19 protein-coding genes and 2 pseudogenes are annotated in these 14024 nt (G+C 70.2%); 14 read left to right on the top strand and 7 right to left on the bottom strand.

Annotated elements, in window-relative coordinates:
* Positions 1 to 388: 388 nt before the first annotated feature.
* Positions 389 to 526: a hypothetical protein gene (locus ACZ68P_RS35585; protein ID WP_471013433.1), complete on the bottom strand. Its 138-nt coding sequence runs from the start codon at positions 524 to 526 to the stop codon at positions 389 to 391.
* A gap of 786 nt (positions 527 to 1312) precedes the next feature.
* Here ACZ68P_RS35585 and ACZ68P_RS35580 point away from each other — a divergent pair.
* The 3 genes from ACZ68P_RS35580 (at position 1313) to ACZ68P_RS35570 (ending at position 2588) form a co-directional block, all read left to right on the top strand.
* The gene (locus ACZ68P_RS35580; RefSeq protein ID WP_471013431.1) at positions 1313 to 1549 is read left to right on the top strand and encodes a hypothetical protein; all 237 of its coding nucleotides are present in this window, start codon (positions 1313 to 1315) and stop codon (positions 1547 to 1549) included.
* Complete coding sequence (locus ACZ68P_RS35575; RefSeq protein ID WP_471013429.1) at positions 1549 to 1821, top strand: hypothetical protein; 273 nt, start codon at positions 1549 to 1551, stop codon at positions 1819 to 1821. Before ACZ68P_RS35580 ends, ACZ68P_RS35575 begins: the two co-directional genes overlap by 1 nt.
* Positions 1822 to 2009: 188 nt before the next feature.
* The gene (locus ACZ68P_RS35570; protein ID WP_471013426.1) at positions 2010 to 2588 is read left to right on the top strand and encodes a hypothetical protein; all 579 of its coding nucleotides are present in this window, start codon (positions 2010 to 2012) and stop codon (positions 2586 to 2588) included.
* 179 nt (positions 2589 to 2767) lie between these two features.
* Here ACZ68P_RS35570 and ACZ68P_RS35565 read toward each other — a convergent pair whose 3' ends face one another.
* On the bottom strand, positions 2768 to 3448 hold the full coding sequence (locus tag ACZ68P_RS35565; protein ID WP_471013424.1) for an HNH endonuclease family protein: 681 nt from the start codon (positions 3446 to 3448) through the stop codon (positions 2768 to 2770).
* Between the two features lie 247 nt (positions 3449 to 3695).
* Here ACZ68P_RS35565 and ACZ68P_RS35560 point away from each other — a divergent pair, with 247 nt between their 5' ends.
* The 4 genes from ACZ68P_RS35560 (at position 3696) to ACZ68P_RS35545 (ending at position 7012) form a co-directional block, all read left to right on the top strand.
* Complete coding sequence (locus tag ACZ68P_RS35560) at positions 3696 to 4148, top strand: lamin tail domain-containing protein (protein WP_471013423.1); 453 nt, start codon at positions 3696 to 3698, stop codon at positions 4146 to 4148.
* 320 nt (positions 4149 to 4468) lie between these two features.
* Complete coding sequence (locus tag ACZ68P_RS35555; protein WP_471013420.1) at positions 4469 to 4693, top strand: hypothetical protein; 225 nt, start codon at positions 4469 to 4471, stop codon at positions 4691 to 4693.
* Between the two features lie 15 nt (positions 4694 to 4708).
* Positions 4709 to 5080 (top strand): fic family toxin-antitoxin system, toxin component, encoded by a 372-nt coding sequence (locus ACZ68P_RS35550; RefSeq protein ID WP_471013416.1) that lies wholly within the window; start codon positions 4709 to 4711, stop codon positions 5078 to 5080.
* A 435-nt stretch (positions 5081 to 5515) separates the two neighbouring features.
* The gene (locus tag ACZ68P_RS35545) at positions 5516 to 7012 is read left to right on the top strand and encodes a hypothetical protein (RefSeq protein WP_471013413.1); all 1497 of its coding nucleotides are present in this window, start codon (positions 5516 to 5518) and stop codon (positions 7010 to 7012) included.
* A 281-nt stretch (positions 7013 to 7293) separates the two neighbouring features.
* On the opposite strand, the gene ACZ68P_RS35540 is transcribed toward ACZ68P_RS35545, so the two are convergent.
* Together ACZ68P_RS35540 and ACZ68P_RS35535 are read right to left on the bottom strand one after the other, a co-directional pair.
* A complete protein-coding gene (locus ACZ68P_RS35540; protein WP_471013409.1) occupies positions 7294 to 7707 on the bottom strand; it encodes an excalibur calcium-binding protein in 414 nt (137 codons plus the stop codon).
* Positions 7708 to 8525: 818 nt separating this feature from the next.
* Positions 8526 to 8651, bottom strand: a pseudogene (locus tag ACZ68P_RS35535) (IS110 family transposase); the annotation flags it as partial.
* On the opposite strand from ACZ68P_RS35535, the pseudogene ACZ68P_RS35530 reads away from it, so the two are divergent.
* Positions 8607 to 8714: pseudogene (locus ACZ68P_RS35530) on the top strand (hypothetical protein); the annotation flags it as partial. The pseudogenes ACZ68P_RS35535 and ACZ68P_RS35530 overlap by 45 nt on opposite strands.
* Positions 8715 to 8903: 189 nt before the next feature.
* Positions 8904 to 9443, top strand: coding sequence for an NUDIX hydrolase (locus ACZ68P_RS35525; RefSeq protein WP_471013435.1), 540 nt, complete (start codon positions 8904 to 8906; stop codon positions 9441 to 9443).
* Here the strand turns inward: ACZ68P_RS35525 and ACZ68P_RS35520 are convergent.
* A complete protein-coding gene (locus ACZ68P_RS35520; protein ID WP_471013407.1) occupies positions 9403 to 10767 on the bottom strand; it encodes a helix-turn-helix domain-containing protein in 1365 nt (454 codons plus the stop codon). The genes ACZ68P_RS35525 and ACZ68P_RS35520 overlap by 41 nt on opposite strands.
* Positions 10768 to 10937: 170 nt before the next feature.
* Here ACZ68P_RS35520 and ACZ68P_RS35515 point away from each other — a divergent pair, with 170 nt between their 5' ends.
* The 5 genes from ACZ68P_RS35515 to ACZ68P_RS35495 all read left to right on the top strand — a co-directional run bounded on the left by ACZ68P_RS35515 (position 10938) and on the right by ACZ68P_RS35495 (position 12763).
* On the top strand, positions 10938 to 11126 hold the full coding sequence (locus ACZ68P_RS35515; RefSeq protein WP_471013405.1) for a hypothetical protein: 189 nt from the start codon (positions 10938 to 10940) through the stop codon (positions 11124 to 11126).
* Complete coding sequence (locus tag ACZ68P_RS35510) at positions 11123 to 11380, top strand: DUF7848 domain-containing protein (protein WP_471013403.1); 258 nt, start codon at positions 11123 to 11125, stop codon at positions 11378 to 11380. The genes ACZ68P_RS35515 and ACZ68P_RS35510 overlap by 4 nt, the downstream gene beginning before the upstream one ends.
* 387 nt (positions 11381 to 11767) lie before the next feature.
* The gene (locus tag ACZ68P_RS35505) at positions 11768 to 12253 is read left to right on the top strand and encodes a hypothetical protein (protein WP_471013400.1); all 486 of its coding nucleotides are present in this window, start codon (positions 11768 to 11770) and stop codon (positions 12251 to 12253) included.
* Between the two features lie 91 nt (positions 12254 to 12344).
* On the top strand, positions 12345 to 12497 hold the full coding sequence (locus tag ACZ68P_RS35500) for a hypothetical protein (RefSeq protein ID WP_471013398.1): 153 nt from the start codon (positions 12345 to 12347) through the stop codon (positions 12495 to 12497).
* The gene (locus ACZ68P_RS35495) at positions 12458 to 12763 is read left to right on the top strand and encodes a hypothetical protein (RefSeq protein ID WP_471013396.1); all 306 of its coding nucleotides are present in this window, start codon (positions 12458 to 12460) and stop codon (positions 12761 to 12763) included. Before ACZ68P_RS35500 ends, ACZ68P_RS35495 begins: the two co-directional genes overlap by 40 nt.
* Here ACZ68P_RS35495 and ACZ68P_RS35490 read toward each other — a convergent pair.
* A complete protein-coding gene (locus tag ACZ68P_RS35490) occupies positions 12760 to 13047 on the bottom strand; it encodes a hypothetical protein (RefSeq protein WP_471013395.1) in 288 nt (95 codons plus the stop codon). The two genes, ACZ68P_RS35495 and ACZ68P_RS35490, sit on opposite strands and share 4 nt — an antisense overlap.
* Positions 13048 to 13080: 33 nt before the next feature.
* Complete coding sequence (locus ACZ68P_RS35485) at positions 13081 to 13770, bottom strand: hypothetical protein (protein ID WP_471013391.1); 690 nt, start codon at positions 13768 to 13770, stop codon at positions 13081 to 13083.
* Positions 13771 to 14024: the final 254 nt, after the last annotated feature.

Raw genomic sequence — 14024 nt, 5'->3', positions numbered from 1 at the left:
CATGCCCGGAGTTCACGAGTAATGCCGACCCGTGAGCCGCCACCTTGAGACACCGGGGGTTCGGGCGGTCCCGGCGCAACATCCCCGACCCAATAGTGCTTTGCAATTCTGGCACGGGAAGCCGTGGCGCTTTGGAATTGTGTCTATTCGGGGTGGCATTGAGTTAGTCGATTTTAGGTGTCTTGGGGTCCTGTTCCCGCGTCAAGTATTTTCTGTCTGGGGTGTGCCGTGTATCCTGACGAAGTCGCCGCATTGAATTGTGTGGTGATCGCAGGGCCCAAACGCGAAAGCGGGCCCCACGCTCCCTGTGCAAGGGGAGGGCGTGGGGCCCGGATGCCTGGGCCTCGGTGGGTCCAGCTGCGGTCAACAGCTGGGCCCACCAGCGCTTTTAGATCACTCCAGCGAGCTTGAGCCCCCAGTACGCGGCCTCGAGAATGCACGCGACCAGGGCTACCGTCTCAGTGGCGCGTTTGCGCTTCGAGCGGCCCGGCGTGGCCTGCTCGGGCGAGCCTTCCATGCCGGACATCGTTCACCTCCCCTCTGAGGATTTCTCCTTACCCCTTCTTTGGGGGCGATTTGAACGTTAGCAGAGGACGGGGCTCATAAAGGCGGATCGTGCGGCTCCGGACGGCGCGGTACGACGCTCGTTCTTCCCGGCCGCTGGGTGCTGGAGAAGAGCGTGCGAGTATTTGGCGGAGGCGGGTGGATTCCGGTTTTTGGCATCCCCAGGACGTCGTGGGCGATCAGGGTGAGCGGCCGCGTACGTGATGGGGACGCGGCCCACCTTGCGCAGCGGCTGTGCCGCCGCGGTGGCTCGTAGGGGGAGCTTCGGACAAGGTGGTCTGCGAGCCGAGCAGGAGCAATCGACGACGGCCTGGACCTGGGGTGGACGAGCGGCCTCACGTCCCGCCCGTCCGACAGATAAGGCAGGGAAGCGTGGGGCGCGGCTTGCGGAGGGGGGATCCAGGAGGACAGGTGCGCTGGCACCGTCGTCCTAGGCTGTCGGCTATCGCTGCGTGGGGAGTCGGTTTCAGCCTCGCCAGGCTCGGTGGTGGTCTGGGCGGTGGGGAAGGGCTGAGTGCCGCTTCCGGGGGAAGCCCTCCCCTCTGGAGCCACTGAGGGGCGCGCGGATCAATGCGGCGCGACCAGATGGCCTGCGCTCACGCATACAAGGTGCTCGCACTGGTCGAGGGTTCGTCATAACCCGCCCCATGGGCTTGCTGGCAGTTCCCGCCGCAGGGAAATGGTCCCGGTGCCGCGTGCCCAGCGATACCGTGGCCCAAGCACGCCCGTTCGGCCCATGGAGCCCTCGATGAGCGAACAGCCGGCACACGCCGACACCACCGCCCGGCAGCTGCTGGAACCTGCGGCCGCCGACGCGGTGCGCGCGTACGCGGCAAAGACACGCGCACAGGCCGATCAGTTCGCCGCCGTCCTGGAGGACGTCGCGGCCAACGGCCTGCCTGACCCCGAGCAGTGCACGCCGTGGGAGGAGCTGCGCGAGATTCACCTCGCCCGCCTCGCCGCCCAGCGCCCGGCCGTCGCCTGATGCCCGCACCCCACGGCCGCCGCCGTGCCCGGATCGCCTTCTCCGACGCGGCAGCCAAGCAGCTGGAGAACCTCACCACCGAGGCGGAGATCCACGCCCTGGACCGCGCCCTGGTCGTCATCTCCGTAGACCCGGACATTGGCGATCCGATCTCCGGCGACACCACTGGCCCTCAGCTGCGGCAGTACGCCGACGAGGTCGAAGCCGTCCGCGTCCTGTACTTCGTCACTGCGCTGCGCACGGTTGTGGTCGTGGCCTACATCGAGGTCTGACCGGCGTAGAGGTCCGGGCGTCGTCTCCTTTCCGGCTGCCGGAACTACACCGGCGGGGAGAGGGCCCGGTTACGCCGTTCGGGCATCTGTCGGTGGCTCTCGTGGGGGTGTTTCTCGCTGGTTCCGCTGACGGAAGGCCCGGCTGTGTCGCATCGTGGCGGCGCTGACGTGCGACTGAGGAGCTGGCTATGGGGTGGAAGAAGGACGGGTTCCCGGCGCACGAGGGTGCGGTGGGGGTGCTGCTGGCGGACAGCAGTGAGCCGGGGCCGGTGTACTTCGACATGGGCAGCGGCAGCGAGATGCACGAGTCCACGGACTGGTGGGTCTACGACGGCACTCTCAACGCGCCGCGTGCGGAGCGGATCCGGGCCAGGTGTGCGTGCGGGTGGCGCGGGGAGACGGCGTACCTGATCGAGTGGGAGAAGGCCGAGCGGCATGATCCGTTCGCCTACGACACGTCGGAGGCGGAGCGGGACTGGGAGGCCCACCTCGACGACGTCGAAGCACGGAGCGTGCCCCTGCCGATCGAGGTGACCGACCTGCTCCACCAGCTGCGGCAACGGCTGGAGCAGCTGGTCGACGATGCCCCGCTCGCCGCAGTAAGGGCCGCGGGTCGGCTGGAGGCTATGGCTGGCGCGATCGGGTCGCCGGCGGCGTATCGCGCCGTCCGCGGGGCCGAGGTGTCCTGGCGGCAGATCGCCGATGCCCTGGGCACCACTGAGGAGGAAGCCCGCTCCCGGCTCCTGCGCTATGAGTACCGCCACTGACCGCCATCGGGGGCGCCGTCGACGTGGGATAGGCGTCGGCCCCGCCGGCTTGTGGCTGGCGGGGCCGAGGACGGGCCTCTCACGTTGGCGGTGTGAGGCCCGCTGGAGGAAGCGGTGCGAATCGCTTCGCCGTGGACAACGACGAGGGCGGCCTGTGGGCACGGGCCGGTCCGATGGTCTTACGGGGCGGGCGTGTAGTGCACGACCGCCGTCTCGCACGGGCCTTCGGCGTAGACCTTCAGGGCGTCGACCTCGACCTGGTCGGCGCTCAGGCCCCAGCGGAGCTTGGTGGCGGTCCACTCGGAGATGTACCGGCACTGCGCGTCCGGGTGCGGCGGCATCCACTGGGCCGGGTCCTGGTCGGCCTTCTGCCGGTTCGAACGCGCGGTGACCGCGACAAGGCTGGTGGCCGCGTCTTGGTCGTTCGCGTACGCCTCCCGCCGGGCCGCGGTCCAGGCGGAGGCGCCGGAGTCCCATGCCTCGGCGAGCGGGACCATGTGGTCGATGTCGAGCTTCGCGGGGTCGGTGACCTCCTGGCCGTCGTAGTAGCTCTCCCACCGGCCGCCGGAGAGCTTGCAGCCTGCGGCCACGGCCGGCGCCTGGGTCGCTTCGGCGAGGAGGACCTCGGCGCGGGTGTTGCAGCCGTCGGTCTTGTCGAGGCCGGTGTTCCAGTGCTTGAAGGAGTTCCGCTGGTAGCCGGCGCGGTTCTCGTCTGCGATGGGGAGCTCGGCGAGGCCGTCTGCGAGGCCGATGACCACGGCCGCAGGGGCGGCAGGGGCGGCCTGTGCCGTGGCGGGGACGGCGAGCGGGAGCAGGGCGAGGGAGAGCGCGGCGAGGCCGCGCACGCAGTTCTTGATCACGAACGCTGGACTACCGGTCGTGTACGCCGTTGACCAGCGGTTCCGCTCACCGCTCAGCCGCATGGGGGACGAGGTTCACCGGATAAACGGTCCTGCCGGCCGGGGCGGTGTTCGTACGGAAATTCGGTTGGTCCTGATTTGGTAACTCGGAGCAATACGGGAGCCATTGCTCTATACGGTGATCAACTGCCAGGCCCCCGAAGTGGGGGGTTGCCCGGCTCTCTCATCACCGCATCAAGGGACATCCATGCTCCGTACGCGTACCGCTGCCGCCGTCGTCACGACGGCGGCGTTCGCCGGCCTGCTCGCCCTGCCCGCACCCGCCCAGGCGGCCGGCTCCGTCCACCTCTACAAGATCTACTACGACAGCCCCGGCACCGACACCCGGACCAACACCAGCCTGAACGCCGAGTACGTCCAAATCCGCAACACCACCACCGGAGCGGTCAACCTGCGCGGGTGGACGCTGACGGACGCGGCGAACCACAAGTACACCTTCGGCAACTTCAGCCTCGGCAAGGGCAAGACCGTCACCATCCGCACCGGCAAGGGCACCAACACCAGCGCCAACCTCTACCAGCAGCGCGCCGCCTACGTGTGGAACAACGACCGTGACACCGCCACCCTGAAGCGGTCCAACGGCGCCAGGGTCGACACCTGCTCCTACAACTCCACCCGGGTCGACTCCGTCATGTGCTGACCACTACCTTCTCGCCCGGCGTCCACGCGCGCCGGGCGAGCGGCCGGCACAGCGGAAGGCACCCCGCTGATGCGGCGCCGTACCGGCCGCCACGTTGATCACCGGCCAAACCGGCAGCGTCACCGGACTGGGCCGGTAGGGGGGAGTGAGCCGTGGCGGGGCACTACCCACGTGGCGCTGACTGGCACCCGCTCGGCAGGGCCCGGTGGCGCAGCGGAGGGGGCCCGGTGGCACGGTTGCCTAACTGTGGCTCCCAGTCGGTCAGAGGAGTTTCTGCCCGGGGGCCTTCCTCGCGGGTGCTGGGCCGCTACCGTGGTCGCATGGCACGGGAGATCCGCATCGAGATCAGTGACGAGGCATACGAGGCGCTTGAGCGCGCTGCCGCCGCACGGCACGTCGCGGCCGAGGCGTACGCCGGCCAGGTCCTGGACGCCGACCTCACCCGCGCCCGGTTCCTCGAGGGCGCCCGGTTGTTCGTCGCCGAGCACGGGGACGCGTTCGCCGAACGCTTCGGCCGGCCAGGCCGCGGCGCTGACGCGGCCTGAACCCGGGGACGGACCTTGTTTCTGCAGATCGATCTGACCTGGCTGCTCGACATCGCGCAGCGGGAGATCCCCGGCGACCCGGAGATCGTGGACTTCGGCGCCCTCGAAGCAGCCCGGGCCCGGCACGCCTTCCGCGTCATGGACACCCCCGTCTACGAACAGCCGCACCACCGGGCCGCCGCGCTGCTGGAACAACTCGCACGCGTACCGGCGCTGGAACACTCCAACGAGCTCTACGCCCTGGCCGTAGCCGCCGCCTACCTCCACGCCTCGGGACAGCCGGTCAAAGTGACCTCGAAGGAGGCCGGCGACCTCATCGAGCAGGTCACCATCGGACGGGCTCGAGTGCGCGACATCGCGGCTGTACTGAGGGACTGGACCCGCTGAGGTCCCTGCGCCGCCGCCGGGAACGTACGGCGTAGTCGGCGATGCTCTGGCCAGAAGCGAAAGGGCACCGCGTGGCCAGCTCGCCGGTAAGGGTGCCGCAGCAGCAGGGCGTCATGTGCGGACGCCCAGTCGGCTTTGTTCACGAGTTCAGCAGCGAGAGCGTTTGTTGCCCAAGAGCGAGAACATCCTGTGGGCGCAGAAGACGATGTAGCCGAGTTGCAGCAACGCCCGGTTGCTTGACTTGCCCCGGATGTCGTCCGTTCCCCGGCGGGGTGGATACGGAGCCTGGCGGTGTGCTGCTTACGGTCAGCGTGCGCATGATGAGCAAAGCCCTCGCAACGTGGTCCGAAGTCCTGCGGACGGAGACGTCGGTAGGCGCCGACGAGGTAGCCATCGGGCGGCCCGGTTCAGGAGGCGAGGTGGCAGGATGACGCGGTGTCCGACTCTCTGCATGAACCGTGGTTGCGCGGCATCGCCTTCAACCCGGCGGCGCCCTCCGATGTACTTATACGCCTGGTGGATCGAGCGGCCGGTGAGGCCGGCCTGCTGATGTGCGAGGGTCGTGACCTGCCCGACGCCGTCATCGACGCAGCCCTCCGCCACCCGGACAGGGGGATCCGCCGCGCCCTCGCCCGCAACCGGCACGTCGACGCTTCGCGACTCGCCCCCTTGGCAACGGACCCGTCGGGAATCGTCCGCTCGTGGCTCGCCGGCGGCCCCCGCCCCCGCCCCCGGTGGGTCCGGCCGCTGCCGGACGACATCCTCGTCGCCTTCCTGACCGCCCAGGACGGCGGCGAGGACGGCATGCTCACCGAAGGCGAGATCGTCCAGGACCTCGAATTCTCTCGGCAGATCCCTCTGTCCTTCCGCCGTTCCATGGCCGAGCACGAGCATCCCCGGATCCGCCTCCACGCCACCGCCTGGCAGGTGCTCACCTCCGCACAGTGGGAGGCCCTGCTTGACGACTCCGACCCCGCGGTACGAGAAGCGGCGCAGAAGCGCAGCTGGGAGCTGGACCCGGAGGCGGTGAAGGCCAAGTTGCCGTCCATCGGCTCGCTCAGCAAGCCGCACGTGCTCGGCAGGTGTGCCCTGTCCCCCGCGCTCGTCGAGCAGTGCTTCACGGAAGGCACGGTGCTCTCCCTGACCTGGAATCCCCACACACCGGCCGACGCCGTCGCTCGGCTCGCCCGCCACCCCGAGGCGAAAGTGCGTGCGTTGGTCGCCGCCCGGCCCGACCTGGGACCGGACCTGGTGGCGGAGCTGGGAGAAGACCCGGACGAGAGCGTGCGGATCCGCGCGCGCCTCCACCCCTTCCCCCGCACCTGGGCCGAGTACTGGGCGATCGACAGGGTCATCGGGCACGGCCCGGACTGCACCTGCCCGATCACCGAGCCGACCGGCGAGCCGTCGCCCGATTGGTTCGCCGCCTGCGCGGCGTCCGAGGAACCGGTGCTCCGACGGGTCGCGGCGCGCTTCCCCGGCCTGCCCGCGGAACTCGCCGCGACACTCGCACAGGACGACGACGAGGAGGTACGGATCCTGCTGGCCTGCCACCACCCCCTGGCTCCGCCCCACCTCCTCCTGGACGTCTTCGTCACCCGCCCGGCCCACCGCCCGCACCTGCTGACCCTGCCCGCGTTCCCCCGCACCGGCCGGGCCCACCTCATCAGTCACCCGGATCCCGACGTACGGGCCCTGGCCGCAGCCGACCCCACCCTGCCCGAACCCCCGGTGGAAGACCCCGACGAGTCGGTACGCCGGGCGGCCGCCGCCAACCCGAGCTTGACGCCGCAAGCCCTGGAGGCCCTCCTCACTGACCCGCGCACCGCAGAGGGCGCCGCGGCAAACCCGTCTCTCCCCGTCCCCCACATGCACGCACTCCTCGACCGCTGCTTCAACGGCGACGCCACCTCACCGTCGGGCGGACACTGAGAGACGACGCCCCCTAGCGGTGGCCACGCCCCCAGGAGCGGCTGCATCCGCTGTGCTTCCGTCCCGCCTCGCAGCATCCACCGCTCCGGGGCCCGGTGTCGCCTCTGCGCCCTCGACCCGGGCGCAGGCGCCGTCGGCTCCAGCCCGAAGGCGGGCGGCCAGCCGCCGCTGCGCGCATGCTCCGGCTGAGGGCACGCGACAGTTGCTGGTGGCCGCCCCTCCGCGGGGCCGGGTTGGCGGGGGATTTCGGCGTCAGTGCTGCCTCCGCTACTACCCGCCCCTCAGGAACCGGCGCGGCCGCGGCGCCGGTGCAATGCGTAGGCGAGCCCGGCGGCGGATACGACGGCGAGGCCGAGGCCGACGGCGGTCTCGACATCGGTGGGGCCGTAGGCTCCGCCCACGCCGCCCTGGGCGCCCCGTGAGGGCATGACTGTGGGCCGGGCAGAAGCCGGAGGTGCCACCGGTACGGCGGCGCTACTTCTGCGTGGGAGTACTTCGCAGGCGATTCCGTCGTCGGTGCCCCGGTCCTCGTCGAGCCGGTGCGGATCGCTCCGGTCCCGGTTGAACTCAGCCTGGGCATCCTCCTGAAACGCGAAGTCCCTGCAGTCCAGATCCTGGGCGTATGCGGTCCCTGCCGTCGGAACGAGTGTTCCAACGGCCAGGGCGATGCCGGCGACAGCGGCGCGTCGGTTCATCTGGGCCTCCTCGCGGTCAGGCGACCGTCGGTTCGACGCTACGAGCGCCGGTTCCCCGTGGCGCGCCGGGTTAGGCCGAGCCGCGTCGTTTCGCGTTCACGACCGCTGGCCGGGCCCGACGCCCTGCGGGCGATGCGGTGGCGGATGCCCCGCTCGCGGAGCCAGCGGCGCAGGTGGTCGTACAAACTTCCCGAAAGTGCGAGGGCTTAGCCCCGGGAATGAGGCTATCCAGACTTCTCAATGCCGATGTCAAGCCGCGTCGAGCGCCGTCCGGGTGAGATCACCCGGCTGGTGCAACGGTCACCTCGACGGCACGTCTTTGAAGGTGAATTGCGAGGACCTCCATCTCGACGAGCGTGCCGGTGAGGCCGTTATCGGCGAGTTGCGTGGCCTGTGCTCGTGCTTCGCCAAGGGATAGTTCCCGTGCGTACCGGAGAGCCTGCAGCACGGGAACGAGGCTCGGCACGTCTCCAGACAGGCGAAGTCGAGCGGGCCCGTGTGCTTGTAGCAGAGCTTGTCGGATGTTCTCGGGCGTAACGGGGCCGCCGTCTTGCTCGCACCATGAATTCGGGCAGTCTGCGCATCGTCCTTCGGTGCCCCAACAGAGCATGCCGTGGTCGAAGAACTGACCGACATCGCAGGTCGTCGTGCCTCCGCAGGAACTGCACCGGCCTGTGACCTGTACTCCTTGTGTGATCACAGGGGTCTCCTCGGCGTTATGGGTCCATGCTGAGGGGATCCTCCCTGAGAGGTCGGCTTCGGTCGACAGATTTGCGATCGGCGAGGGGCCCTATGGGGCGGTACGCCACCGGTGGCGTGAGTTCGTAGTGCCGGTGGTCCCGGAGAAGTGCCCACAGCACGTTGACCCGTCGCCTGGCCAGCGCCAGGACCGCTTGGGAGTGCCTCTTGCCCTCGGCTCGTTTGCGGTCGTAGTACCGGCGGGATTCCCCTTCCCGACCGCCGGCCACTTCGCCGCATACGCAGGTCTCGCCCCCGCGACCCGCAGTTCCGGGTCCTCGATCTGCGGCCAACAACCGTCCAGACGGGGAGACAAGCGTCCGAGCCATCGGTACGGATTCGTACCGCACTTGCTCACTCGCATCGCCTGCGCCCTCTGGCGCTACGGCGCGGGAGAGGGCGCTTTCGTCGTCCGGGAGTGCTTCCTCGTGATCATGCACTGTGCGAGGGTGGCCCGCATGAGCGAATGGACAGTGCATGGCTCCCGCCCGGTCTACACGAGCCCATGGGTGGAGCTCGATCTCGTCGAGGTGGAGCCGCCCGGGCGCTCCCGCTACGAGCACCACTTGATCAAGCTGGCCCCCGTGTCGGCCGTCGTGCTGCTCGACGACAACGAGCGGGTGCTGCTGATGTGGCGCCACCGGTTCGCCACCGGCTCCTGGTCGTGGGAGATCCCCAGTGGCATCGCCGAGGACGGCGAGACACCCGAGGCCGCCGCCGTACGCGAGGTCCTTGAGGAGACCGGTTACGAGATCACCCCGGACGGGCTGGCTCCGCTCGCCTACAACGAGCCGATCGGCGGCATGTGCGACGCGAAGCATCACGTCTTCCTGGCCCGGGGTGCCCGGAAGGTCGCCGAGCCGGTCGACACCCACGAGGCCGACCGGATCGAGTGGGTGCCCCTCGACCAGGTCCAAGGCCTCATCGACTCCCGGCAGATCGTTGCCGGGGTCGCGGTCACGGGCCTGCTGCAGCTGCTGGCCCGATGCCCGCGGTAACCAGCTCCCGCAGCTCCCGAACGGGCGCCGTCCCTTCCGCCCGCCCCGGAATCGCCGCAAGGACCTCCCGCGCGCGGGACACCACGATCCCGGTCAAGTGCTCGGCAGGCAGGCCGAGGAGCAGGCTCTCCGTCGCCCGGCACGCCACCGGCACCTCGCCGACCGCGACCAGGCTCAGCGCTTCGTCCATCGCGATCAGTGCCTGGTCGAGGTACTCGGTCGGCGCGTACATACCGCGGGCCTTGTGGAGGGCGGCCTGGGCGCGGCGGGTGTCGCCGATGGTGGTCCACATACTGCCGCTGTGCCACACCAGTTGGCGCTCGGTGTAACCGTACGCGGTGTCGGAGGTGTCGGCCGCGCCGAGCCGCTCCCATGCGGCCGTGGCGATCCGTAGCGCGTCCTCGGCCTCTTGGCGGCGTCCCATCCTCGCCAGCGCGCGGGCCTCCAGCGCTGGAGCCCATGCGGCCGTGGCGCACACGGTCGATCCGGCGACGAGCCGGGCCCGCTCGGCCAGTGCGAGCGCCGCAGCAGGGGCGCCGAAGTAGAACGGGATCACCGCCTCCCGCGCGAGGAGCCAGGCACGCAAGGCCCGGTCGCCGGTCTCCTCGGCCAGCAGCTGCCCGAGGTGGTACCAGGCGCGTGCCTCGCGGTGGTCGCCGAGGGCCACCAGCGCTATCCCGGTAGTTCCCGCGAGCTGGGCCCCGATCCGGCAAAGGCGCGCACGGATGTCGGTGGGCTGCCGCTCGACGAGGAGGGTCTTGACGGCCTGGAAGTCCGCGACGGACCCGGCCAGGAGGTCGGCCGGCGGGAGGATCTGGTACTCGTGGCCATGCTCGGCGGCGCGCCGCTCCAGCTGGTCGAGTGTGGTCTCGGCGACGCTGCCGGTCAGGAGCGCGGTGGCGTCGGCCCGGAGCGCTGCTAGAGATGCCGGCGGCCCCTGGTCCCGGGGGCCGCCGACCGGAGGCTGTGTGGGCACGGGGAGGGTGGCGCCGTCCTCGGCCGGGGTGTAGTCGCGGCCGTACCCGAGCCGGTCGGGCCGGGTCGCGTAGATTCGGCACAGCGCGTCCAGGTTGTCGTCGCCCGGGCGGCTCTTCCCGGTCTCCCAGCTGGAGACCTGCTGCACCGTGACGCGGGCCCCGGCAGCGATCAGGTGGTGCCGGGTCTCCGCGAGGGTCCAGTCGTGGGCCAGCCGGTGGGCCTGGAGCAGGGAGCAGCCGGTCTCTTCGGCGATGGCGGCCGCCGTCCTCCAGGCCGTCCACCGTTTCGTCCGGGCTGTGGCCGCGATCGATCGGGCCACGGCCCGCTTCCCGTCACAGCGCGGCATGGGGGCACCTCCTGACGCCACGGTAGAGGCACATGGCCGCGGCCTTGAGCCGTTTTCATATTCCCGATGTGATCCCGGACGTCCGGTTCATCGGGGGGCAGTGAAGGTTGATCGTTTTCACCGCCCAGCAGGCATGGCGGCGCCTCGTGGGCGAGGCGCAAGGTGAGCGCATGCCGACCCAGCCGCAGCGTGACTGCACGTACTGCCCGAAGCCCGGCGCGGATGTCTGCGTCCGCGTCATGGCCGACAACTCGGGACCCGGGCAACACCTCTACGCCCACCGCGCCTGCGCGAAGGCACGCGGTGTGGTCCCCATGTACAGCTTCATCGAGGAGCCGACGGCGGGTGCAGGTCGATGATCCGCACCCTGAGACATGCCGCGTGGACGATCGGCGCGGACCGCGAGGATCCGGCACCGTCAGCACGGTTCGTCCTGTGCAGGGACTGCGAGACCCAGTCCGAGCCCAGCACCAGCCAAGCCGCCACCGACCGGTGGGCACTGACGCACACGGGCGAGACGGGTCACCGTGCCTACCGCGAGCTCGTGATCGCCAACCTGCGCACGTACCCCGCGGCGGGCAATCAGCTGGAACGAAGCGAGGAGGGCTCGTGACGGTGTGCTCGTGGTGTGAGCAGCCGATCCTCGGTGAGGCGCAGCTGATCCCCGACTTCTCGTCCAGCGGCGCCAGCCCGCCGGTGTACTGGCACGCGGACCCCGCTCGGTGCCTCGGGTGTGTGGGCGGCTTCTTCGGATCGCCAGCCCCGACGGCGGGCCTTCTGCGGGTGCCGGTGGCGGCCTGGCGGTGGGCGGTGGCTTCAGGTCTGGTGCCGCCCGCCGATGCCGGGCCGGGCCGGGCCGGGCCGGTGGTCGCGGGCCGTCGTGGAGGTAGCCGACGCGGAGGGGATCCGGGCGGCGCTGCCGGGGCAGGGGGTGGTGTGGCGGGCGGCGGAGCGGCTGACGGAGGTGCTGGGGGAGCCGTTGCCGTTCGGCTAGCCGCGTGTGACCGCTACGGCGGTCGGCCACCTCGTCCGCGCGGGTCTCCTCGCCTATCTCGGCGCCGACACCACCACCCCGGACGTGCACCCCGACCAAGTCTCCGCCCTCGCCCGGCGCCGGAATCTGCCCGCGCATCTGGACCGTCACGTCCCCCTCGGCCCCGACCAGGCCGCCCGCCGCCTCGGCGTGCGCCGCAGCGACTTCGACCAGGTCGTGCGCATGGGGTGGATCGCCCCCGTCGGCACGGTGACGGTCGACTACAAGCGCACCCGAGGCGGGCTGACCGAAGTCCCGCTGTACTCCGCGGCCAGGACATCGCCCTGTTGCCCGTCGCACGTCCGTCGGTGGACTGGCGGGTGCGCGCCCTCGCCCCGGGCCGCCGCTCTCCGCTTGCCGCCCTCGACCCCGTCGGCCCCGGCCCGGAGGGCGACACGGTGGTTGTGGCGCAGGCTGCGCGGATCGCCGGAGTGGGCCGGGCGACCGTCGTGAACCGGCACCACCGCCACGACGACTTCCCCGACCCCGTCGGGGGCGTCGCGGACGCCGTCGACCCGCGCTTCGAGCGGTCCGCGATGTCACCTTGCTCCTGGCCCATGACAAGCTGACCGTGCCCACGGGCGTCCTCTCGTCCGCTCTCGTCCTGTGGTCCGGCGAGGAGCAGGAGCGTCGGTTCCACCTCGATGAGACCCGGTCGTGGAGCTCTCCGACCACCCGGCCGGCGAAGACCGGCTGACGGGCTGGATGACTGACGGGGAGGTCGACGCCCTGGCCGTGCTCGCCGCCGACGAGGGAGTGTCCGTCCGCCGTCTCACCGCGCCCGGCACGCCTCCGCTCGCGGTACCGGGCGGCGTGCGGGTGATTGACCGGTTCCGGTCCGGGTCGGGCGGCCTGCGCGTCACCCTCACGTGGCCCGCCGGCCTGCGCGGCACCGCCGCCCGGCGGGCCGCAGGCGGCACGGTCCGCCATGCCGTCCCCTACGCCGCCCCGGTGTGGGACTAGCCGCCGACGGTGAAGGTGAGGGTGTGGTTCTTCAGCTGCACTTCGTCCTTGCCGGTGCGTTGGCCGGCTGTCCTGGTGTGGGCGCCGCCGGTCTTGACCGCGTCGGTGAAGGACAGGGTGTACGTGCCGGTGAGCCGGTCACGAAGGAAGAAATCGCGGGTGAAGGTCATTGTGTAGGGTCGCCGGCCCCCGCCGGCCGTGATTCTCTCGGTGCTGAGGACCGAGTCGTCCGGGCCGGTGAGTGTCAGTGTCCCGGTGATGGTGGGGATGAACTCGTCGGCCATGGGGAGGTTCTCGGGCAGCCAGGCGACCGACTCTCAGCGGTAGGGCTTGGCCCAGAAGGTGGCCGTGGCCTTCTGGTAGCCGTCGCCGTCCCAGCCGAGTTTCAGTTCCAGGTGGGAGGAGACGCTGCTGATCTTGCCGATGGCGGCGCGGTCGTCGTGGTTGCCCGAGGATGGGCTGCGGGAGGACTGATAGATGTCGTCATCGGCTTTGTCACCGGTGTTGACCCAGTCGGCTCTGCCCCGGGCCCCAGGGCCCCATGCCATCACGTATCGGTGCCCTCCGAGCTCTTCGCGGCGCAAGGTGCCCTCCGGATGGGCATTGCCGTCTCTGGTGAGCGTGGCGGAGTCCGGGGCTTCGCTGCCGCCCTGACGGTGATCCAGTTCGGCGACGGCCTCATCCCAGAAGGACTCCGGGAGGTCGACGGAGTCGGTGAGGGTCAGCTTCGCGAGCTTGCCGTCATGCGGGGTGAAGTCCAACCGTACGGGCCTGACCGCGTCGTTGTGCAGAACGATGCCTGTGACCGTGAGGCCGTCCGCGTTTTGATCGTTGATTACGAGGGCCGTACGGGTTTCCAGGAACAGCTCGGCGTCAGCCTGCTCCTCCCCGGCGGTGTACTGGAAGCCGTCGGCAACCACAGCGGCGAACGAGTCCGGGTCCTGCGCGTTCAGGGCGATGACGAAGTCCCGGACGAGCGGATGCGTCAGCTTTTCGTTATCGATCACCCTGTGAACGTTCCGGTACTGGCCCGGTCTATGCAGGAAATACCCAATTCGAGTGAGAGCAGAACCTCTCACAGATGCGGCCCCAGGGTTTTAAACGGATGGCTCCCCCTTTACCGTCCCTGACACCCCGCAGCCCCGGGACGCAGTGCGCGCCCCGGGGGGGTCTGTCAAACGAGCGGTGTAACTCGGGTTGTTGAGAGTTACTGTCGGGCTGCGGAGAGCCGGCCGTCGAAGGTGATGTCGAAGGCGTTCAG

The sequence above is a fragment of the Streptomyces sp. NPDC036822 genome (assembly GCF_055609145.1).
The sequence above is the reverse complement of the archived record's forward strand: the minus strand, read 5'-3'. Positions and strand labels throughout refer to the sequence as shown.

What these genes read in the sequence shown, in the direction of transcription:
- ACZ68P_RS35570 (WP_471013426.1), top strand. Translation starts at nt 2,010, where the DNA reads ATGGGGTGGAAGAAGGACGGGTTCCCGGCGCACGAGGGTGCGGTGGGG.
- ACZ68P_RS35490 (WP_471013395.1), bottom strand. Translation starts at nt 13,047, where the DNA reads ATGGCCGACGAGTTCATCCCCACCATCACCGGGACACTGACACTCACC.
- ACZ68P_RS35540 (WP_471013409.1), bottom strand. Translation starts at nt 7,707, where the DNA reads ATGAACCGACGCGCCGCTGTCGCCGGCATCGCCCTGGCCGTTGGAACA.
- ACZ68P_RS35515 (WP_471013405.1), top strand. Translation starts at nt 10,938, where the DNA reads ATGCCGACCCAGCCGCAGCGTGACTGCACGTACTGCCCGAAGCCCGGC.
- ACZ68P_RS35520 (WP_471013407.1), bottom strand. Translation starts at nt 10,767, where the DNA reads ATGCCGCGCTGTGACGGGAAGCGGGCCGTGGCCCGATCGATCGCGGCC.
- ACZ68P_RS35575 (WP_471013429.1), top strand. Translation starts at nt 1,549, where the DNA reads ATGCCCGCACCCCACGGCCGCCGCCGTGCCCGGATCGCCTTCTCCGAC.
- ACZ68P_RS35555 (WP_471013420.1), top strand. Translation starts at nt 4,469, where the DNA reads ATGGCACGGGAGATCCGCATCGAGATCAGTGACGAGGCATACGAGGCG.
- ACZ68P_RS35560 (WP_471013423.1), top strand. Translation starts at nt 3,696, where the DNA reads ATGCTCCGTACGCGTACCGCTGCCGCCGTCGTCACGACGGCGGCGTTC.
- ACZ68P_RS35585 (WP_471013433.1), bottom strand. Translation starts at nt 526, where the DNA reads ATGTCCGGCATGGAAGGCTCGCCCGAGCAGGCCACGCCGGGCCGCTCG.
- ACZ68P_RS35510 (WP_471013403.1), top strand. Translation starts at nt 11,123, where the DNA reads ATGATCCGCACCCTGAGACATGCCGCGTGGACGATCGGCGCGGACCGC.
- ACZ68P_RS35580 (WP_471013431.1), top strand. Translation starts at nt 1,313, where the DNA reads ATGAGCGAACAGCCGGCACACGCCGACACCACCGCCCGGCAGCTGCTG.
- ACZ68P_RS35525 (WP_471013435.1), top strand. Translation starts at nt 8,904, where the DNA reads ATGAGCGAATGGACAGTGCATGGCTCCCGCCCGGTCTACACGAGCCCA.